Source organism: Streptomyces neyagawaensis, assembly GCF_023516595.1.
Taxonomy (GTDB): domain Bacteria; phylum Actinomycetota; class Actinomycetes; order Streptomycetales; family Streptomycetaceae; genus Streptomyces; species Streptomyces neyagawaensis.
In genome coordinates this window covers 162501-182342 of sequence record NZ_JAMGBG010000043.1, presented here as the reverse complement: position 1 = coordinate 182342, position 19842 = coordinate 162501, and the positions used below count along the sequence as shown (strand labels likewise).

At 74.1% G+C, this 19842-nt stretch carries 14 protein-coding genes and 1 pseudogene; 7 read left to right on the top strand and 8 right to left on the bottom strand.

The features are described from left to right. Window positions 1-248: 248 nt before the first annotated feature. Together M8J73_RS20280 and M8J73_RS20275 are read right to left on the bottom strand one after the other, a co-directional pair. A pseudogene (locus tag M8J73_RS20280) lies at window positions 249-891 on the bottom strand (HAD family hydrolase). A 53-nt stretch (window positions 892-944) separates the two neighbouring features. Then, window positions 945-1421 carry an Lrp/AsnC family transcriptional regulator gene (locus tag M8J73_RS20275; protein WP_055542116.1) on the bottom strand — a complete coding sequence of 159 codons (477 nt, stop codon included), beginning with the start codon at window positions 1419-1421 and terminating at the stop codon, window positions 945-947. Between the two features lie 401 nt (window positions 1422-1822). Here M8J73_RS20275 and M8J73_RS20270 point away from each other — a divergent pair, with 401 nt between their 5' ends. Together M8J73_RS20270 and M8J73_RS20265 are read left to right on the top strand one after the other, a co-directional pair. Beyond that, the gene (locus M8J73_RS20270) at window positions 1823-3328 is read left to right on the top strand and encodes an FUSC family protein (RefSeq protein ID WP_249828900.1); all 1506 of its coding nucleotides are present in this window, start codon (window positions 1823-1825) and stop codon (window positions 3326-3328) included. 117 nt (window positions 3329-3445) lie between these two features. Beyond that, entirely contained in the window at window positions 3446-4522 is a 1077-nt protein-coding gene (locus tag M8J73_RS20265; protein WP_249828899.1) for a lactonase family protein, read from the top strand. 118 nt (window positions 4523-4640) lie between these two features. On the opposite strand, the gene M8J73_RS20260 is transcribed toward M8J73_RS20265, so the two are convergent. The 4 genes from M8J73_RS20260 to M8J73_RS20245 all read right to left on the bottom strand — a co-directional run bounded on the left by M8J73_RS20260 (window position 4641) and on the right by M8J73_RS20245 (window position 8824). Next, window positions 4641-5564, bottom strand: a complete 924-nt coding sequence (locus M8J73_RS20260) for a sirohydrochlorin chelatase (RefSeq protein WP_249828898.1) — start codon at window positions 5562-5564, stop codon at window positions 4641-4643. Window positions 5565-5757: 193 nt separating this feature from the next. After that, a complete protein-coding gene (locus M8J73_RS20255) occupies window positions 5758-6789 on the bottom strand; it encodes an N-acetylglucosamine kinase (protein WP_249828897.1) in 1032 nt (343 codons plus the stop codon). Next, the gene (locus tag M8J73_RS20250; protein ID WP_249828896.1) at window positions 6786-7463 is read right to left on the bottom strand and encodes a uracil-DNA glycosylase; all 678 of its coding nucleotides are present in this window, start codon (window positions 7461-7463) and stop codon (window positions 6786-6788) included. Before M8J73_RS20250 ends, M8J73_RS20255 begins: the two co-directional genes overlap by 4 nt. Window positions 7464-7738: 275 nt before the next feature. After that, window positions 7739-8824, bottom strand: coding sequence for a WD40/YVTN/BNR-like repeat-containing protein (locus M8J73_RS20245; protein WP_055541655.1), 1086 nt, complete (start codon window positions 8822-8824; stop codon window positions 7739-7741). Between the two features lie 237 nt (window positions 8825-9061). Between M8J73_RS20245 and M8J73_RS20240 the strand changes: the two genes are divergently transcribed. Further along, window positions 9062-9643: an Rv1733c family protein gene (locus M8J73_RS20240; RefSeq protein ID WP_055541651.1), complete on the top strand. Its 582-nt coding sequence runs from the start codon at window positions 9062-9064 to the stop codon at window positions 9641-9643. Between the two features lie 135 nt (window positions 9644-9778). Here M8J73_RS20240 and M8J73_RS20235 read toward each other — a convergent pair whose 3' ends face one another. Then, the gene (locus M8J73_RS20235) at window positions 9779-10561 is read right to left on the bottom strand and encodes a pectate lyase (protein ID WP_055541652.1); all 783 of its coding nucleotides are present in this window, start codon (window positions 10559-10561) and stop codon (window positions 9779-9781) included. A gap of 36 nt (window positions 10562-10597) precedes the next feature. Continuing rightward, window positions 10598-11506 carry a pectate lyase family protein gene (locus M8J73_RS20230; protein ID WP_055541653.1) on the bottom strand — a complete coding sequence of 303 codons (909 nt, stop codon included), beginning with the start codon at window positions 11504-11506 and terminating at the stop codon, window positions 10598-10600. 462 nt (window positions 11507-11968) lie between these two features. Here M8J73_RS20230 and M8J73_RS20225 point away from each other — a divergent pair, with 462 nt between their 5' ends. The 4 genes from M8J73_RS20225 to M8J73_RS20210 all read left to right on the top strand — a co-directional run bounded on the left by M8J73_RS20225 (window position 11969) and on the right by M8J73_RS20210 (window position 19819). Then, window positions 11969-13012, top strand: coding sequence for an extracellular catalytic domain type 1 short-chain-length polyhydroxyalkanoate depolymerase (locus M8J73_RS20225; protein ID WP_372503982.1), 1044 nt, complete (start codon window positions 11969-11971; stop codon window positions 13010-13012). Window positions 13013-13106: 94 nt separating this feature from the next. After that, a complete protein-coding gene (locus M8J73_RS20220) occupies window positions 13107-13319 on the top strand; it encodes a hypothetical protein (RefSeq protein WP_249828895.1) in 213 nt (70 codons plus the stop codon). Between the two features lie 352 nt (window positions 13320-13671). After that, window positions 13672-14991, top strand: a complete 1320-nt coding sequence (locus M8J73_RS20215) for an SGNH/GDSL hydrolase family protein (RefSeq protein ID WP_079055303.1) — start codon at window positions 13672-13674, stop codon at window positions 14989-14991. A gap of 199 nt (window positions 14992-15190) precedes the next feature. Continuing rightward, a complete protein-coding gene (locus M8J73_RS20210) occupies window positions 15191-19819 on the top strand; it encodes a cation-translocating P-type ATPase (RefSeq protein WP_249828894.1) in 4629 nt (1542 codons plus the stop codon). Window positions 19820-19842: the final 23 nt, after the last annotated feature.

Below are 19842 nucleotides of genomic sequence, written 5' to 3'. Positions count from 1 at the left end.
CCGGGCGCCTAATAGCTCGGGTGTGTGTGGTTTGGCGGGTGCGGGTGGTGTGTGGTTTCTCGCGCAGTTCCCCGCGCCCCTGAAAAGCCGGGGGCTGCGCGCCCCAGGCTTTTCAGGATGAAGGGCGGCCCGCAGGCCCGTTCCCTTCAGGGGCGCGGGGCGGTGACATATGCGGCGCCGCCGCGTGGGCGCGACCAGCCCCCACCCACCAACGCACCCCCACCCCCCACCCCGGACGCGCCCTCGCCTCAACGGACCGCGATCCAGGCCAACGCCTCCCGCGCTGTGAACCCGGCCTGGCCGCCCCGCACCAGAAGACCCGCCGTAGCGAAGGGCGGGGCGTCGGCCTGGGCGGGGACGTACGGGACCGCGACGCAGCGCATCCCGGCGGCGTGGGCGGCCGCCGCGCCCGGCGCCGCGTCACCGATCACGACACAAGAGGTCCGGCGCGGGCTTGCCGCGGGCGACCTCCTCGGCCGACACCACGACCCGCGGATACACGTCGAGGCCCGTCCCCGCGAGGATCGCCTCGATCGCCGCCCGCGACGACCCGGAGGCCACGGCCATCGGCACCCCCTCGGCCGCCAGCAGTTCCACGAACGTCCGCATCTCCGGGAACACCGGGGTGGAGACGCGGGCCCGCTCCAGATACCGGCGGTCCAGCTCGTCGACGAGTTCGGTGAGCGGCGCGGCGATGCCGTACCGCTCCTTCCACAGACCCAGCGTCTCCCAGGTGCTGATGCCCACGTACGCCTCGTTGTCCTCCCAGGTGTAGCCGGGAGCCCCGTGCGCGGCCAGCAACTCACGCGCGGCCTCGTAGTAGTTCGGCTCGCTGTCCACGAGCGTTCCGTCGAGATCGAGGACGACCGCCGTGTCGCCGAGAGTGCCCATGCGTTCCAGGATGTCAGCGGCCGGGGGGCCGGCGGTCACCGGCCGCTCCGCGGTCAGGTGCCGGCGGCCCGGCCGACCGACTCCACCAGGGGCAGCAGCCGGTACGGCACCCGCTCCCGCAGCGCGACCTCCGTGCGGGTGCGCACCACGCCGGGCAGGCTGATCAGCGACTGGATCACGTCCTCCAGGTGTGCGTTGTCCCGGGCCACGACCCGGGTCAGCAGATCGCCGCCGCCCGTGATGGAGAACGCCTCGATGATCTCCGGTACGGCCGCCAGCGCGTCCCCCACCTCGTCGAGGTGCCCCTGCGTCACCTCGATGTGCACGAAGGCCAGCACCGGATGACCGAGCGCGGCGGGGGAGAGCGACGGCGCCGTCCCGGTGATCACACCGTCCCGCTCCAGCCGGTCGAGCCGCGCCTGGAGCGTCCCCCGCGCGACACCGAGCACCCGGGCGTACTCCCGCACACTCGTCCGCGGCTGCTCCAGGAGCAATCGCAGGATCCGGGTGTCGAGTTCGTCCACGGCCATGATCCGTCGACCTCCCTGCGCCATTCGACGATCATGGAAACGGTATCAACGGCCCTCGCGCCCCTCACTGTGGCGCCGCCTCGCGGCAAGCCGGACGGGCCGCGGGGAGGGGCGGGAAGGCCGTTCGACCGACGCCTGATCCGATGGCCCACCAGGGGCCCGCCTCGCCTCTCGTCGCCTGGGCCAATGGCTCACCCACGGACCTCCGTGTTGAGCCATTGGGGCCAAGGGTGCTTATCTCTTGTTCTATCCACGTAGTTTCGGCGCCGCGCAGTGCCGGACGGCGACGAGGCCGGACCCGGAGCGCGGCGCCTTCGCTGTGCCCGCCGCCCGCTGAGACCCAGCACGCCGCGGACGGGGCACGCACCAGTGCAAGGGGGCGGTACACGGCCATGAAGAGGATGTTCACAGCGCCTGATCCGGGGCGTCTGCGGCTGCGGAACTCCGTCCGCGCCGTCATCGGCGTGGGCGCCGCGGTGGCCGTCTCCGAGCTGAGCGGCTTCCCGCTCCCCGCGTCGATCACGGGGGGCCTCGCCGCGCTCCTCGCCCTCTTCACCGTCACCGACGGCACGGTCCGTGCCCAGCGGATCACCACCGCCCTGCTGCCCCTGGCCGGATTCCCGGTCCTGGCGTTCGCCACCACGCTGCACGACCTCACGGCCGCCCGCGACATGGCATTCGTCGCCACCGTCTTCTGCGGGGTCTACGCCCGCCGCTGGGGAGCACGCGGTCAGGCGCTCGGCATCTTCGCCTTCATGAGCTTCTTCATCACACAGTTCCTGCACGCCGTCCCCGCGCAACTGCCCGGGCTCTACGCCGCCATGACCCTCGCGCTGCTGATCGCCGGGGCCGTGCGCTTCGTCCTGTGGCCCATCGAACGCGGAGCCCCGCCGGTCGCGCCCCCCGCCGAGGCGCCCCGCACGGGCCTGGACCGCCCCACCACCCGGCAGGCGTTCCAGGCCGCGGCCGCCTGCGCGGTCGCGCTGGTCGTCGGCCAGGGCTTCTCCGAGGACCGCTGGTACTGGGCCGTCGGCACCGCCTGGTGGATCTTCGTCAACACGACGTCCCGGGGCGAGACCCTGGTCCGCGGTTTCCGTCGCGTCCTCGGGACCGTGATCGGCGTCGCCGTCGGTCTCCTCGTGGCCGTCCCGCTCGACGGGGCGCCCGTGGCGTCGGCCGCCCTCGTCGCCCTCTGCGTCTTCGGGATCTTCTACACGGCGGCCGTGTCGTACTCCTGGATGATGCTGGCGGTCACCGTCATGGCCAGCCTCCTCTACGGCCTCCTGGGTGTCCTGGACGCCCAGTTGCTCGCGCTCCGGCTCGTCGAGACGGGGGTCGGGGCGGGCTGCGCCATGCTCGCTGTCGTCCTCGTCCTGCCGGTCACCACCCACGCGACGAACGACGCCTGGATCCTGCGGGCCCTGCACTGCGTGCACGCCGCCGCGACCGAGACGGCCGCCCGGCTGGAGGGCGACCCCGAGGCCGACCCGGCCCCGCACGCCGCCGAACTGGAGGCGCTGTTCGGGCGGGCCCGTGTCGCCCTTGCCCCGCTGGTGCATCCGCTGAACCCGTTCCATGGCCGCAAGGCGCGCGCCCGCCAGGCCCTGCGCCTCCTCGACGACTGCGTGAACGAGGTCCACGCCCTGGTGTCGTCCACCGCCGAACCGCCGGCCGCCCACGAGGCGTCCCTCGTGGCCGCCTGCTGGCGGGTGAAGGCCGCGGTGGAGGCCCTCACCGTCCACGAGACGCGGCCCCCGGCCTGGCCGCAGCACCTCACCGGTCAGGAGGCCCCGCACCAGCCGGAGCCCGGCACCCCCCTGGTCCACCTGCACAACCTGGAGCGGACCCTGTCCGACCTGGCCCTGCCGCTCGGCAGGACCCCGGGCTCCAGGCTTGCCGGCTCCTGACCCGCGGCGCTCCACCGCGCTCCACCGCGCGACGGACGACGACCACACGCACCCTGCTGATGGTCTAGACCTGCTGCTACCCTCACCCGCACCGAACACCACCGGGAGGGGACGGCAGTGGCAGCAGCACACGGGAAGCGGGAGCGCCGCGCGTACATCGGCTCGTTCACGACGGAGGGAGGCCCCGGCGTCCTCGTCGCCGCCGTGGACGAGGACAGTGGCGCCCTGACCCTCGTCGGAGACGCCGCCGCCGACGTCCCCGACCCGTCCTACCTCGCCCTCTCCGCGGACGGCGAGACGCTCTACGCGGTCAGCGAGAACGCCGACGGCGCGCTCGCCGCCTACCGGGTGACGGACGACAAGCCCGCCCTGACCGGCCCGCCCGTCCCGGTCGGCGCCGGCCCCACCCACCTGTGCCTCCTCGACGGCCACGTCCTGACCGCCGACCACACCGCCGGCGGCGTCACCGCCGTCCCGCTGCTCCCCGACGGCACCCTCGCCCCCACCGCCTCCGGCACCCTCCGCCACCCCGGCGTGGGCCCCCACCCGGACGGCGGGCGGCGCCCGCACGCCCACCAGGTGGTGCCGACCCCGGCCGGCGACCGGTTCCTCTCCGTCGACCTCGGCACCGACACGGTGCGGGTCTGCGCCCTGGAGGACGGAGTGCCCGACGTGCGCTCCGAGACCCGGCTGCGGCCGGGCTCCGGTCCGCGCCACCTCGCCCTCGCCCCCACCGGCGTAGCGGACCCGTCCTCACCGACCGCACCGGACGGCGTGTACGTCCTCGTGCTGAACGAACTCACCCCGACCGTCACCGTGTGCCGCTGGAACGCCCTGGACGGCCCTCTGGAGCCCCTGGAGGAGGTCCCGGTGCTCCCGGCCGCCCCGGACGGTGACGCGTACCCCTCGGGCATCGTGGTGTCGCCCGACGGTCGCCATGTGTGGACGGCGACCCGAGGCGCGGACGTCCTGTCCGTGCTCGCCGTCGAGGGGCCCTCCCTGCGCCTGGTCACCACCGTCCCCTGCGGCGGCCGCTGGCCCCGCGCCCTCACCTACGCGTCGGGCACGCTCTACGTCGCCAACCAGCACTCCGGGGACGTCACCTGGTTCACGGTCGACCCGGACACCGGCGTCCCGGCCCTCGCCGGCTCCGTCGAGGTGCCCGCCGCCTCGTGCGTGGTCCTGAACGCCTGACGGCGGCCCGCGCCAGGCGGGCGCGGCTCCCCGGGCACGCGTACGGCCGAGGGCCCGCTCCTGCGAGAGGAGCGGGCCCTCGGCCGTACGGGTCGAGACGGACCGGGCGCGGCCGGGGTCAGCGGACCGGCATGCCCTGCTGCTGCGGCGGGGCGATACCCAGCGCCGTCGTGTACTTGCCGAGCGCCAGCTTGCCGATCGCCGGGTACGGGCCGAGCGCCTCGGCGGCCGAGCACCCCGCCTCCGCCGCGGCGTCCGCGATGAGGGTGGCGTCGATCTCCGGCCCTATCAGGTACGGCGCGAGCGCGAGCTGCTGGGAACCGGAGGAGCGCAGCTGCTCGGCCACGGAGCTGATCGAGCCCTCCTGGTCGAGCGCGGCGGCCATCACCGGCACCGCGAGCCGCGCGGCCAGCAGCATGCCCGTGATGCCGGCCGCCTGCACCGCCTCGTCGCCGCCCACGGAGGCGAGGATGATGCCGTCCGCGGCGGTGGCGACGGTGAACAGCCGGGCACGGTCGGCACGCGCCAGACCCGCCTCCGACAGCCGCACGTGCAACGCCTCGGCGAGCAGCGGGTGCGGGCCGAGGACATCGGTCAGCTCGGCCGCGATCCGGCTCTCCATGACCGCCTGGCGGACCTGGCGCAGCGTCGCGTTGTCCGGACCGGCCAGCAGGGGCACGACGACGGCGACGGGACCGTCCGGCTCCTTGACGTCGAGACCGGCGGCGCGCGCCTGCTCGTAGCGGGCGGTGCGCTCCTCGGCGGCGCCCGTGAGCACCGACTGGAGCGTGGGGAACTCGTCGCCGCCGCCGTCGACGTAACCGATACGGGCGTCGAGGCCGGGCAGCTCGGAGCGCGCGATGCTCACGACCTCCTCGGCGAGGCTGCGCGTGGCGGCGCTGGGCGTGCCCGGCACCGCGAGGAGCAGCGCGGGCGCGCCCTCGGGAGCCGCCAGGGGTTCCGGTCGGCGGTGCCGGCCGGGCTGGCGGGGTCGCGGCATTCGTACTGGCAGGCCGGACGCGGGCCCAGTGGGGGAGCTCATGGCGCCGCATGTTACTTGTTTCCGGGGTTCCCCTGTTCGGGGAGGGTGCAGGTGAGCGGTATCCGTCCTGATTTGTCTGATGAGTTACGGGTCGATCAGGCCGGTCGATACCGCATTTATCTGCCAAGCAGTGCTCTTGACGGCCCACAGTGGTGCTTGTCCGACAGGCTGTCTTTGGTCCGTATTTCAGGTACTACTTTTCGGCCACTGTGTACAACAGTCGATCGTCGTACGGCAATCGGAGGTCGCCGGTGGCCAGATCGGTTGCGATCCGTACGGCGCCGTGCAGTGGATCGCCCTCCGTGGGCACCCTCCGGGCCCGTGGCAGCCGCTGTGCCAACTCCTCCTCCAGCGGTACGAGGAGAGGGCCGCCCAGCTTGAACAGGCCGCCGGTCAGCGCGACCAACGGTTCGCCCGACGCCGGGCAGACGGCGGCCGCGGCGTCGGCCATGTGCCGGGCCGCGGCGCGCAGGATGTCCGCCGCCACCGGGTCCTCGCCCGCGCAGGCGGCCACCTCGGGCGCGAAGGAGGCCAGCACCGCCGGACGGTCGGGCCGGGGGTAGAGCTGCCCGGGCAGCCTGTCCGGTGGGCCGAACACGCCCTCAAGGCGCCCCAGGAGCGCCTCCGAGCCGCCGCCGCGCCCGTCATGGGCCCGCAGCGCCGCCTCCAGCCCTGCCCGCCCGATCCACGCCCCGCCACCGCAGTCCCCGAGGAGGTGGCCCCAGCCGTCCGCCCGCCGCCAGGTCCGCAGATCGGTGCCGATCGCGATCAGCCCCGTACCGGCGGCGATCACGGCACCGGGCCGCGCCCCCAGCGCGCCGGTGTACGCCGTGACGGCGTCGGCCACCAGCGCCGTCCGCCGGACGCCCAGTTCACGCGCGAACGCGGACGGCAACTCGGCCCGCAACCGCTCCCCGAGCGTCGCGAACCCGGCCGCCCCGACGGCGACCGCCTCGGGACGCTCCCGCCCCGCGCCCGCGAGCAACTGCCGTGCCCTGGGCAGCACCAGCTCCAGCAGATGCCCCGCGTCGATGCCCGAGGTCCCGGTGCGCACCGGCTCCCCGGAGGCGAGCGGCTCCCTGACGACGGTGCCACCGACGGCGAGCGCCACCCGCAGCCCGGACCCACCCGAGTCCACAGCGAGGACGACGGGGCCCTCCCCGCCGCCCGCCGAGGCGGACACCGGTTCCGGCCGCTCCCCGGGCGGCGCCCCGGCGGCCGTCATGGCAGACGCCAGTCCACGGGAGTACCGCCCTGACGGGTGAGCAGGTCGTTGGCGCGGCTGAAGGGACGGGAGCCGAAGAAGCCGCGGTCGGCCGACATGGGGGAGGGGTGGGCGGACTCGATGGACGGCAGATCGCCCAGCAGGGGGCGGAGGTTGCGGGCGTCGCGGCCCCACAGGATCGACACCAGGGGGCGCCCGCGCGCGGCCAGCGCCCGTATCGCCTGCTCGGTGACCTCCTCCCAGCCCTTCCCGCGGTGGGCCGCCGGCTTGCGCGGGGCGGTGGTGAGCGCCCTGTTGAGCAGCAGGACGCCCTGCCGTGTCCAGGGCGTCAGATCGCCATTGGCCGGCGGCGGCAGCCCCAGGTCGTTGCCGAGCTCCCGGTAGATGTTGATCAGGCTGCCCGGCAGGGGCCGTACCTCCGGGGCCACCGAGAAGGACAGGCCCACCGCGTGCCCCGGCGTCGGGTACGGGTCCTGGCCGACGATGAGGACGCGGACGTCGTCGAAGGGCTGCTGGAAGGCGCGCAGGACGTTCGGTCCGGCCGGGAGGTAGGTGCGTCCCGCGGAGATCTCCGCGCGCAGGAAGTCGCCCATCCTGGCGATCTGTCCGGCCACGGGCTCCAGCGCCTTCGCCCAGCCCGATTCGACGATTTCATGCAACGGTCGTGGTGCCACGGCGTCACCCTACTGCCGCGACCGCGCCGACGATCAACCACCGGTCGCGGTGCGACCGGTGCTGACCGTTTCGATGCCGAACCGCACGCGTTTCGGGCCGACTTGGGGTCCGGTACGCGGGCCTGGACGACGATGCCAGAACCCTGGACGGCGAGATGCATGGCGACATGGACGGCGAGATGCATGGCGACACGGATGGCGTGATGGATGGCGTCATGGACCACTTCATGGACCATGTCATGGACGATCCGCTTCCCCCGTCGGCCCGTGGGCCGTCAGCTGATCACCGCCGCCCGTACGCACAGCACGTCCGGCAGATGGGACGCCAACTGGCGCCAGCTGTCCCCGTCGTCCGCCGAGGCGTACACCTCGCCGTTGCGGTTGCCGAAGTAGACGCCCGCCGGGTCCGCGTCGTCCGTGCACATCGCGTCGCGCAGCACCGTGCCGTAGTGGTCGTCCGTCGGCAGGCCGCTGGACAGCGGTTCCCAGCTCCGGCCTGCGTCCGCCGTGCGGAAGACCCGGCAGCGGCGGTCGGCGGGGACCCGGTCAGCGTCCGCGTTGATGGGGAACACGTAGGCGGTGTCCCCGCGGTGCGGGTGGGCCACGGCGGCGAACCCGAACGTGGAGGGCAGCCCCTCGCCGATGTCCGTCCAGTGCGCGCCGCCGTCGTCGCTGCGGTACACGCCCCAGTGGTTCTGCAGATACAGCCGGTCCGGGGTCGCCGCGTCCCGCGTGACCTTGTGCACGCACTGGCCGAACTCCGGGTCGGGGTCCGGCAGGAACACCGCGGAGACCCCGGAGTTGGACGGCGACCAGCTCGCGCCGCCGTCCTCGGTGCGGAACACCCCGGCGGCGGAGACGGCGACGGTCGTGGCGCGCGGGTCGCGCCGGTCGGTGAGGATGGTGTGCAGCCCCTCGCCGCCCCCGCCCGGCTGCCACTTGTCGCGGGTCGGGTGCTCCCACAGCGGCCGCACCAGCTCGAAGGTCTCGCCGCGGTCCTCCGAGCGGTACAGCGCGGCCGGCTCCGTGCCCGCGTACACCACGTCCGGTTCGGCGGCCGACGGGTGCAGCTGCCACACCCGCTCCAGGGAGGCGCCCGTGTCCTTGGGGAACTTCACGGCCGGACGGGCCGGTTCCGTCCAGGTGCGCCCGAGGTCGTCGGAGTGGAACACGGAGGGGCCCCAGTGCGCGCTGTCGCCCCCGACGAGCAGGCGGGGCGTGTCCCCGCGGGTGTCGATGGCGACCGCGTAGACGGCCTGCGCGTTGAAGTACGGGCTGTCGTCGAACTCCCAGGCGCCGCCTCGCCGCCGCCCGATGAACAGGCCCTTGCGCGTGCCTACGGTGAGCAGTACCTCGGCCATCCCGGCCACCTCCCTGGACATCGTCGTCTCAGTCACGGGCCAGTCTGCACCCAGCCACTGACAGTCACCCCCTGAGACGTCATCGCCGCAGGTCGGACGGCATGTGACGGGTGGGGAAGGGGTCGGATCGAGCCATGCGGCGGGCGGGGTGACCCACGTCGCATGAGCAGGGGCGGGGCCGCCGCCGTATGGGAGTGCGGTCCGGCAGTCCTGTGTGCGTGAGGGAGGGTGCCCCCGATGGTGGCATTCCGTGGTCCGAAGGTGTGGCTGTGGCGCTGGCGGCGGAACCCGCTCAAACGGCGCGGTGACCGGCTGGAGTCCTGGGTCGTGCTCGTCGCCTGGGTTCTCACCGTGGGTGGCGGCCTGGTCGCGGGGCTGCTGTCCGCGGACTCCGTCGAGTCCGGTCTGGCTCGGCAGCGCGAGGAGTGGCGGCCCGTCGAGGCCCGGCTCGTCGAGGACGCGCCGGAGCCGGGCGCCGACAGTGGCGCGGGGGCCGAGAAGGTGTGGGCGAAGGTGCGCTGGGCGGCGCCGGACGGCTCCGTGCGCGAGGGGCAGGCCCGGGTCGACCCGGCCGACGTCGTGGGCACGCCGGTCACCGTCTGGACGGATGCCCTGGGCCGGCTGGTGACCGAGCCCGCCGGGGAGGCCCAGGCGCGGCTGCGGGCCGGCCTGGTCGGGGGGCTGGCGGGAATCTTCGTGGCGGCCGTGCCCTTCGCGGGCGGCAGGCTCGTCCGCGGCCGTCTGGAGCGGCGCAGGATGGACCAGTGGGACGAGGAGTGGGAGCGCATCGCCCCCCTGTGGGAGCGCAAGATCTGGTGAGGGCGCCCCTGCCCGCACCGGTGTCCGCTGCCCGCACCGGCGCCCGCTGCCCGCACCGGGCGGCCGGACGAGGCCCGTGGGGGGAGACTCCGTCCGGCCGCGGGGAGCGGACTCACCGGTGGGTGACGAGCGGCCTCACCTGTAGGTGATGTCCGAGCTTGAGTACAGGCAGTTGGTGCTGTCGGGGCCCGTACCGACGGCCGTGTTGTTGTTGTACTTCTGGCAGGGCACGACCTTGCGGCCGCTGTCGTTGAGGATGGTGATCCTGCGCAGGGTCGCCACGTCGCCGCGGTTGACGTTGATGCCGACGAGCCGGGCGGTGGAACCCGTTCCGGTGACCTCGATGTTGTTGAGGTTCACCTTGCGGGTGTACTGCGTGGAGCAGTCGCCGCAGGAGCGGTACAGCGTCTTGAACTCGCTGACGGCGAAGTCGGAGATGTTCAGGGTCCCCGGTCCGTTGTGCTGGAACACCTTGTCCGCGGCCTTTCTGGCCCCGCCGCCGGTCACCGTGTAGGTGGAGCCGCCGCGGAAGGTCGCCGCGTCCTCGCCGACGTCCTCCCACCACACGTTCTGCAGGGTGCAGTTGCCCTCGCAGTGAATGCCGTCGGCGCCGGGAGCGCCGATGATGACGTTCTTCAGCGTCGCGCCGGCCGCGAGCTTGAAGATCGGGTCCTGACCTTCCTCCTGGCCGTCTCCGGCCAGATCGCCGCTGCCGTAGTAGCGCTTCATGCCGCCGTCGCGGACACCGGACACCGAGATGGTGGAGGACACCGGCTGGTTGCCGGCTGCCGACGGCCAGGTCGCGGCGCTCGCCGGAGTGGCGCCGCTAGTCATGGTCATGCCAAACGAAAGGCCGAGCGCGGCCATCGTCCCGGTCAGCGCGCGCGTGCGGGCGCGCGTACGTGCCGCAGAAGTCATGTCCCGATTCCTTCTGTCTCCGAGTGGATGGGGGTTTCAGAGCTTTCCGGTGCCCGCGCCCGACGTCACCGAGGCGACGACGGACGAGGCGGGTTCCGCGGTGTAGTGGTACGGCGGGGAGGCGAACGTCCCCGTCCGGGAGATCTCGGTGGCGGCCCCACCGAGGTCGTTGTCGCGCAGATGGGCGTAGCCGTCCACGTCACTGCTGCGGTTCGTGGTGACGGCGGCCTTCGTGTCGCGGAAGACGTTGTTCTCCACGAGCATCTGGGCGCCCATGCGCGAGTGGCAGGCGGTCTCGGCGCCGTCCACGTAGTTGTTGTAGAAGTGCCCGGTGCCGAAGCGCAGGCTGGGGATGCGCGAGTGGACGTCGCCGAAGTGGTTGTGGTGGTACGTCACCTTCAAGTGGCCGGTGTCCTCGTAGGTGTTGTTGTCGCTGTGGCCGACGAGTGAGCCCTTGAAGTGGTTCTTGAAGGTGTTCCAGGACACCGTCACGTCGTCCGAGCCGTGGTTGATGTCCAGCAGGCCGTCGTAGTGGTCCTTGTCGTGATCGCGGTCGGCGGAGAAGGAGTTGTGGTCGATCCACGCCCTCCTCGACTCCTGGACCGTGATCCCGTCCGAGGGTGCGACGGGCTTGCTGATGTTCAGGTTGCGGACGACGACGTCGGTCTCCTCCTTGATCCGCAGGCCGCCCCCGGTGAAACCGGAGGGCGAACCCACACCCAGGACCGTCGTGTGGGAGCCGATGCCGGCCTGGCCGCTGAGCGGTGTCAGGCCGCTGACGCGGACGACCTTCGCCGTGTCACCGGCGACGGCGCTCTTGAAGGCCGCCAGGGTCGAGACGGTGACCGGCGACGCGCGGCCACCGCCGGTGGTCCCGGCGCCGTAGCCGATCGGCGGGCTCTCCGCGGCCCCCGCCGGCCGCGGCAGGGCGATCACCGCGGCCATCGAGAAGGATCTTCGCGCGTGTGTATGTGGGGGACGGTACGCATGCGGGTGCGTCCCTTCAGCCAGGAACTGATGGGCCATGTATATGAACGTCGTGCGTCATGTTGATCGCCAAGGGCGGCTTGGGTGGTCGAGCTGGGGGACTCGACGCTCCGGGAAATGCTTGGGTGCCGGCAGATGGGGTCCAGGCGCCCCTCGTCCGCTCCAGCCGGGTAATGGCGGCCGGTTCACACTGCTGAACGGAACGTAGGGGGCAAGCGCTTTCTAGTCAACGCTTCGCGCAAAAGACCATGGGGCGTCCCAGGTGAAGCGGGCGTCCTGGTCGGCGGGTCCGGCGCATGCGCTCCGATGGTGCGCAGGGAGCGAATTCTTTCGATGTGTGGGAGCGCTTCCAGGGCGGCCATGTGCATGTCACGATGCTCGGCGGACGCTTCCCTCCCGGCCCGTTGAAGGGACAACGACGTGCCCCGAACCCCCCACCGAACCGCGCGCCGACCGCTCCGCAAAGCCCTCGTCGCGCTGTTCGCCGCCCTGGCGCCGTTACTCGCGGCCACGTTCCTCACCGCCCCGGCGGCCTCGGCCGCGCCGCCCCCCGAGCCGCCGTCGCTCGCGCAGGCCGCTCCGGACGCGGGCGCCGCCCGGGACGCGAAGGCCGAGGCGGCGCCCCGCGCGGCGCTCACCCAGATCACCGGTTTCGGGCAGAACCCGAGCAACCTCCAGATGTACCTGTACGTGCCGAACAACGTCGCCAGGAAACCGGCGGTCGTCGTGGCCGTTCACTACTGCACCGGCTCCGGGCCCGCCATGTACAGCGGCACCGAGTACGCCTCGCTCGCCGACCGCTACGGCTTCATCGTGGTGTACCCGTCCGTCACCCGCAGCAGCAAGTGCTTCGACGTCGCCTCGCCGCAGGCGCTGCGCCGGGGCGGCGGCAGCGACCCCGTCGGCATCAAGTCGATGGTCGACTGGACGGTCCGCACCTACAACGCCGACACCAGCAGGATCTTCGCCACCGGCATCTCCTCCGGCGCGATGATGACCAACGTCCTGCTCGGCGTCTACCCGGACGTGTTCGCCGCGGGTGCCGCCTTCGCGGGTGTCCCGTTCGCCTGTTTCGCCACCACCAACGGCTCGGAGTGGAACAGCGAGTGCGCGGGCGGAAGGATCATCCGGTCCCCGCAGGCGTGGGGCGATCTGGTCCGCGGCGCCTACCCCGGCTACAACGGCCCCCGGCCGCGGATGCAGCTGTGGCACGGCACCCAGGACGACGTGCTGCGGTACCCGAACTTCGGGGAGGAGATCAAGCAGTGGACCAATGTGCGCGGCGTCGGCCAGACACCGAGCTCCACCGACTCACCCCAGAACGGCTGGACCCGCACCCGCTACGGCGGCACCGGTGACCGGGCCCCCGTCGAGGGCATCAGCATGCAGGGCGTCGGCCACAACGTGTACGCCTGGGGCATGGGCCAGCGCGTCCTGACCTTCTTCGGCATCACCGGCCAGTGAATCGTGCCCCCGGCCCTCGACCGGCCGCGGCGGGAGAGGGTTGACCGGCGGACCGTCACCGGCTGGGGCGCCCCGTAGAGCCCCGCGCGGGCGCGTGATCGCGACCGACGCCACCCGCGACCACGCGTCCGCGCGGGGTGCCGGTCACGTGATGGCGCCGGGCGCCGGGGCTGGGCGCGCGCTCGCGCGGGGCGCCGGGGCCGGTCGCGTGATCGAGCCGGGCGTCGACGCCGGCACGCGGGCCGACCGCTCCGGCAACAGTGCCGCACCCACCTGCCGGGCCCTCCACGGGACGAGCCGCGCCTGACCCGCCGACCTGTCTCCCGCCCACCCACCGCCGGGCGCGCACCCACCGCCGGGCGCGCACCCACTGCCGGGCGCGCACCGACCGGGTGCGCGCCCGGACCCCGCGCGCCTTGGCGTCGAGGCCCCTCACGTACGGCGCGGGGCGCAGCCCCGGCCGTTTCAGGGGCGCGGGGAACTGCGCGACAAGCCACAACGCACCCGCAGTCGCCGACGCACCCGCACCCGCCGACGAACCCGCACCCGCACCCTCAGCCGCCGACGATCCCGCACCCCCGAGCCCTTCCAGCAGAGCCCTGTCCCGGAGAAAGGCATCGCCCGTGCAGCCGTCCCAGTCGTCCAAACCGTCGAGCCGTGTGTCGCTCGCCCCTCTCGTCGCCGCCTGCGTCCTCGCGCTGGCCCTCGTCGTGACGTCCTCCGCCGTGGTGGCGCTCGTCAGGAGCCCGCAGGGCACCGCCGGTGCCGCCGCCGGTGACACGGCCACGGCCGCCCGGCACTGGGTCAACACCTGGTCGGCGATGCCGCAGCTCACCGAGGCGCACAACATGCCGCCGGCGCCGTTCACCGGCGACCGGGCGGTGCTCGTCGACACCACCCTCCGCCAGACCGTGCGCGTCACCACCGGCGGCGACCGCGTCCGGCTGCGCTTCTCCAACGCCTTCGGCGGCACCGCGCTGCCGCTGACGGCGGTCACCGTCGCCCTCCCCAAGGGCGGGCAGGCCGGGGTCGGCGCCATCGAGCCCGGCACCACCCGGACGGTGACGTTCGGCGGCCGGGACGCCACGACCGTGCCGATCGGCGCCCAGGTCGTCTCCGACCCGCTGGACTTCACGGTGCGGCCCGGCTCCAACCTCACCGTGACCACGTACCTGGTCGAGGGCCAGGCGTCCCTCGCCCTCACTTCGCACCCCGGCTCCCGCACCACCTCCTACCTCCAGCACGGCGACCGCACCCGCGACGAGGACCTCCCCGGCGCCACCCCCACCAACCACTGGTATCTGCTCAGCGACGTCGAGGTCCTCTCCCGGCCCGCCACCACCGCCGTCGCCGTCCTCGGCGACTCGCTCACCGACGGCCGCGGCTCCACCACCAACGGCAACAACCGCTGGCCCGACCAGCTCTTCGACCGACTTCAGCAGAAGCCCGCCACCCGGGGCATCGCCGTGGTGAACCAGGCCGCCGGCGGCAACCGCGTCCTCAACGACGGCCTCGGCCCCAACGCGCTGGCCCGACTGGACCGCGACATCCTGGCCCACAGCGCTGTCGAACAGCTGATCGTCTTCGAGGGCATCAACGACATCGGAACGGCCGAGGCCACCCCCGCCGCCCAACAGCGCGTCACCGCCGACCTCGTCGCCGCCTACGACCAGATCATCGTCCGCGCCCACGCCCAGGGCATCCGTGTGTACGGCGCGACCCTGCTCCCGTTCGACGGCAACACGCTCTACGACGACGCCGGCGGGCACCGCGAGGACGCACGGCAGGCGGTCAACACCTGGATCCGCACCAGCGGCCGCTTCGACGCCGTCCTCGACTTCGACCGTGTCGTCCGCGACCCGCAGAACCCGAGCCGGCTCCAGCCGACCCTCCACGACGGCGACTGGCTCCACCTGAACCCGGAGGGCTACCGCGTCCTCGCCGATGTGGTCCCGTCCCGGCTGCTCCGGCAGCGGTGAGGCGGACCGTACACGACTCCAGCGCCCCCAGACGCACCCCCGGACGCGCCCCCATACACGTCCGCACGCCATGACCGAGCGCCTCCGCGAGCCCACGCGCCGTACTGCGCCCCATCCACCCCGGAAGCATGGATGACGAGCCGATTCGCGGGAACCCGGCTCCCCCGGAAGGGCGTCACGCGTGAGGTGAGGGAGAGCCATGGCACCTGGTGGCCGGTGGGGTGATGCACAGGCTGAGCGGGGGCGCGCCGGAGGACTCGGACTGCTGACACGTCCGACGGCCGCCGCCACCGGGCTCGCGCTGGCCGGGCCCCGGCTCCTCGCCCGAGGAGCCGGACCCGCGGTCGGTCTGGCCGCGGGAGCGGTGGCCGGAACGGCACGGGCGGGCGTCCGGGGCGCGGACAGCGCCGCGCACGTCGCACGCGTCGCCCGCAGCGCGCTGCCGGGTGGTGCGCGCCCCTGGCGCTCCGGCGCGCGGGCCCATCTCGCGCTGCGGCCCGAGACACCCGAACGGGTTCACCGCGAGGGAGGGATGGAACACGCGGCCCGCAAGGTGGCCGCCGCACTGGCCGAGCGGCCGGACGTGGCGCTCGCCTACTGGGACCGGGGCCTGGCACGTCTCGTGGTGTCCGCCGCCGAGGAGGCCCTCGGCGACACGGTCGTGGACGAGGCGGTCGCACTCGCCGCCCGGCACGGGCTGTCCCTCGCCGACGAGGACGTCGAGGGATACGCCCACCCCGGCGACCCGGCCGGCACCCGGGCCGCCGCGACGGCCCTCGCCGCCGACACCCTCGGCACCGGTGTCGCCCTGGCCGGCTCCTTCCTGCGGCTGCCGCGCTCACCGCGCGTGGTCACGGCGGTGGCGACGCTGCTGCGCGAGAACCCCCGCTTCCGCGCCTTCCTGCGCGACCGGCTCGGCCCGTCCCGTATGGACGTGCTGCTGGCGACGGCCAACGCCGCCGTCCACGCCGCGGGCCAGAGCCCGATCGCCCTGCTGCTCGACGGAGCGCTGCGCACCTGCCAGCTGGGGGACACCCTGGCCCGCGCGACCGCCTTCGACACCGTCCACGACCAGGTCTGCACCCCGCGGCGGGTCGGCCTGCCCCCGCGCCCCTCCGTACGGCCGCCCCTGCGGTCCACCCCCGCCCAGGAGTACGCCTCCCACGCCTCCACCGGGAGTGTGCTGGGCGCCGCGGCGACCCTGCTCGTCAAGCACGACGGCAAGGAGGCCGCGGAGGCCGTCCTCGCGGGCTCGCCCAAGGCCGCCCGCTACGGCCCCGCCGCCTTCCACTACGTCCTCAGCGCGGCCCTCGCCCGCACCGGCGTGCTGGTCCGCGACCCCGAACGGCTGCGGCGGCTGGAAACCGTCGACACCGTCGTACTGCACCCCAGCGCGCTGAGGAGCCCCGGCGCGGGCGCGGACCCCTGGGCCGAGACCGTGCTCGACGCGGCCCGCCGGGCCGGACTCGCCGTCGTCATGGTGGACGACCCGGCGCTGCGCGACTTCACGAACCTCGCCGACCAGGTCGTGACCGGCGACCGCCCCCTGCGCGAGGTGGTGCGGGGCCTGCGCGACGAGGGCGCCACCGTCCTGACCGTCGCCCGCTTCCCCTCCACCGACCCCGAGACGGGCGTCGAGAACACCCACGTACGGGACGACTCCACGAACGCGCGGGACGACGACACCCCGAGCGCGCCCGGCGACGCCCATGTGCCGGACGAGGGCACGGGCGGGCGGGACGACGGGGTCCGCGCACGGGACGAGTACGGCGGCGCCCGGCACACCACGACCCCCGCGCCGGAAGGCATGGCCGTCCTGGACGGTCTGCTCAGTGGGGACGTGGCCGTCGCCCTCGCGGACGGGGACTCCGCCGTCGTCTGGAGCGCGGACGTTCTCGCCCTGGGCGGTCTCGCCGACGTGTGGCGACTGCTGACCGCCGTACCGGCGGCCCGTGCGGTGGGCCAGCGGTCGCAGACCCTCGCCCGGTCCGGCGCCGCCCTGTCCGGGCTGCTCGTGGCCGTCGGCGAGGCCGAGGGGGCGCGCCGACGCGCTCGCCTGCCCGGACTGCGCCACGTCCCCGTGGACGTCGCCGCCGCGACGGCCCTGCTCAGCGGCGTACGTGGCGCCCTCGGCGTGGCCCTGGCCCGGGCGCCGCACCCCCAGCCGCGCACGGCCTGGCACGCGCTGCCCCCGGACGACGTCCTCGACCGGCTCGACCACGCGGCCGACGAGGAGGCGGACACCACGGTGGTCGAGCAGGCCGCCGGGCGGCTGCACGAGGTGGCCGACACGGTGGGCCACACGCCCGCCGCCGCCCCCGTGCGCTGGACCCTGGACCTGGCCCGGGCGGTGCGGGGCGAGCTGGACGATCCGCTCACCCCGGTGCTGGCGGTCGGCTCGGCGGCCTCCGCGATCCTCGGCTCGGTCGTGGACGCCCTCCTCGTCTTCGGCGCGCTCGATCTGAACGCCCTGGTCGGCGGTCTGCAACGGCTGCGCGCCGAGCGGGCGCTGTCGGGACTGCTCGCCGACCAGCAGCGGAAGGCCCGCGTCACGCCCCGGGACCCGGAGGAGCCGACGGGCCCGCCGGCCGAGGACGCTTCGGCGGAGGCCGAGACCGTGGACGCCGCCGTGCTCGACCCCGGCGATGTGATCGAACTGAAGGCGGACGACGTCGTGCCCGCCGACGCCCGGCTGCTGTGGGAGGACGGTCTGGAGGTGGACGAGTCGGCGCTCACCGGGGAGTCCCTGCCGGTGGACAAGCAGACGGCCCCGACACCCCGCGCGCCTGTCGCCGACCGGAGCTGCATGGTCTTCGAGGGCACCACCGTGGTGGCGGGCCAGGCCAGGGCAGTCGTCGTGGGAACCGGTGACCGCACCGAGGCCGCGCGTGCCGTGGCCCTGGCCGCGCGCACACCCCCGTCCGCCGGTGTCCAGGCCAAGATCCATGAACTCACCCGCAAGGCGCTGCCGTTGACCCTCGCCGGCGGCGCCGCGGTGACGGGTCTGTCGCTGCTGCGCGGCACGCCCATCCGGGAGGCGGTGAGCGGCGGCGTCGCGGTGGCCGTGGCCGCCGTCCCCGAGGGGCTGCCACTGGTCGCCACGGTGGCACAGCTGTCGGCGGCCCGTAGGCTGAGCCGCCGCGGCGTCCTCGTGCGCACCCCGCGCACCCTGGAGGCGCTGGGCCGCATGGACACCGTCTGCTTCGACAAGACGGGCACCCTCACCGAGAACCGCCTCCACCTGGTCCGGGTCGGCGAGGCCGACGGCACGGTCCGCACCCTCAAGGACACCGCCGCCGACGGCACGGCCCGCACCCTGCGTGTCGCCGCCCGCGCCTGCCCCCGTCTGAACGGCGGCTCGACCCGCCCGGTGCACGCCACCGACGAGGCGGTGCTGGACGCGGCCGGCCCCGACCCGGAGTGGGAGCAGACCGAGGGCCGGCCCTTCGAGGCGGCCCGCGGCTACGCCGCGGCCGTCGGCACAGCGGCGGACGGCACCCCCGTCCTGGTGGTCAAGGGCGCCCCGGAGACGGTCCTGCCCGCCTGCCCCGGCCTCCCCGACCACGCGTCCGGAACCGCGCAGTCCCTCGCCCGCGACGGTCTGCGCGTCCTCGCGGTCGCCGAACGCCCGCTGCGCGCGGACGAGGAACCGTCCGCCGCCCTCGAAGAACCGCTGGACGACCTGGAGTTCACCGGCCTGCTCGCGCTTGCCGACGTCCCGCGCGAGACGTCCACCGACCTGGTGCGCGGGCTGCGCGAGGCGGGCGTACGACCGGTCATGCTGACCGGCGACCACCCGCAGACCGCCCGGGCGATCGCCGCCGAACTCGGCTGGCCCGAGGACACGACCGTCGTCACGGGCGACGAACTCGCCTCCGCCGACCGGTCCGTACGGTCGAGGATGCTGCGGGACGCGGGTGTCGTGGCGCGGGTCGCTCCCGAGCAGAAGCTCCAGGTCGTGGAGGCGCTGCGGGACGCGGGCCGGGTGGTCGGGATGGTCGGCGACGGCGCCAACGACGCCGCGGCCATCCGCGCCGCCGACATCGGCGTGGGCATCCAGGCCCGCGGCTCCGCCGCCGCCCGGAACGCGGCCGACCTGGTCCTGACCGACGAGGACCTGTCGGTGCTGATCGAGGCGGTCACCGAGGGCCGCTCCCTGTGGCACAGCGTCACCGACGCCATCGCCATCCTGATCGGCGGCAACGCGGGCGAGATCGGCTTCGGCATCCTCGGCACGGTGCTCGCCGGACGGGCCCCGCTCTCCACCCGCCAGATGCTGCTGGTGAACCTGTTCACGGACCTGTTCCCCGCGATGGCGGTGGCGGTCACCCCCAAGGAGGAGCCGGGCGCCACGAACGGCGGCGACACCGAGGGTGCCGCCCCGGGCCCGGAGCCGCTCGGCACCGACCTCCTCGGCGCGCCCCTCATGCGCCAGATCCGCCACCGCGCCCTGACCACCTGCCTGGGCGCCACCCTTGCCTGGCTGGCCGGCCGCTTCACGCCGGGCACCGCGCGCCGCTCCACGACGATGGCCCTGTGCGGAGTGGTCGGCACCCAGCTGGCCCAGACCCTCGCCGACCGCAGGCACAGCCCGCTGGTCCGCACCACGGCCCTCGGCTCCGCCGCGGCCCTCGTCGTCCTCGTCCAGATCCCGGGCGCCAGCCACTTCTTCGGCTGCACCCCGCTCGGCCCGCTCGCCTGGGCGGGCGTCGCCGCCGCGATCGCTCTCGCGGTGGCAGGCCAGCGGACCCTGCCCGACCTGGAGCGGACGGTCCAGCGGTTGTTGCGACCCGGGCTCCGAACCTCGGCCGAGCCGAGCCCCGCCTGATCCCCACCCCGCCGTCCGCCGGG

What these genes read in the sequence shown, in the direction of transcription:
- M8J73_RS20275 (WP_055542116.1), bottom strand. Translation starts at nt 1,421, where the DNA reads ATGGCCGTGGACGAACTCGACACCCGGATCCTGCGATTGCTCCTGGAG.
- M8J73_RS20270 (WP_249828900.1), top strand. Translation starts at nt 1,823, where the DNA reads ATGTTCACAGCGCCTGATCCGGGGCGTCTGCGGCTGCGGAACTCCGTC.
- M8J73_RS20260 (WP_249828898.1), bottom strand. Translation starts at nt 5,564, where the DNA reads ATGAGCTCCCCCACTGGGCCCGCGTCCGGCCTGCCAGTACGAATGCCG.
- M8J73_RS20255 (WP_249828897.1), bottom strand. Translation starts at nt 6,789, where the DNA reads ATGACGGCCGCCGGGGCGCCGCCCGGGGAGCGGCCGGAACCGGTGTCC.
- M8J73_RS20245 (WP_055541655.1), bottom strand. Translation starts at nt 8,824, where the DNA reads ATGGCCGAGGTACTGCTCACCGTAGGCACGCGCAAGGGCCTGTTCATC.
- M8J73_RS20240 (WP_055541651.1), top strand. Translation starts at nt 9,062, where the DNA reads ATGGTGGCATTCCGTGGTCCGAAGGTGTGGCTGTGGCGCTGGCGGCGG.
- M8J73_RS20235 (WP_055541652.1), bottom strand. Translation starts at nt 10,561, where the DNA reads ATGACTTCTGCGGCACGTACGCGCGCCCGCACGCGCGCGCTGACCGGG.
- M8J73_RS20230 (WP_055541653.1), bottom strand. Translation starts at nt 11,506, where the DNA reads ATGGCCGCGGTGATCGCCCTGCCGCGGCCGGCGGGGGCCGCGGAGAGC.
- M8J73_RS20210 (WP_249828894.1), top strand. Translation starts at nt 15,191, where the DNA reads ATGGCACCTGGTGGCCGGTGGGGTGATGCACAGGCTGAGCGGGGGCGC.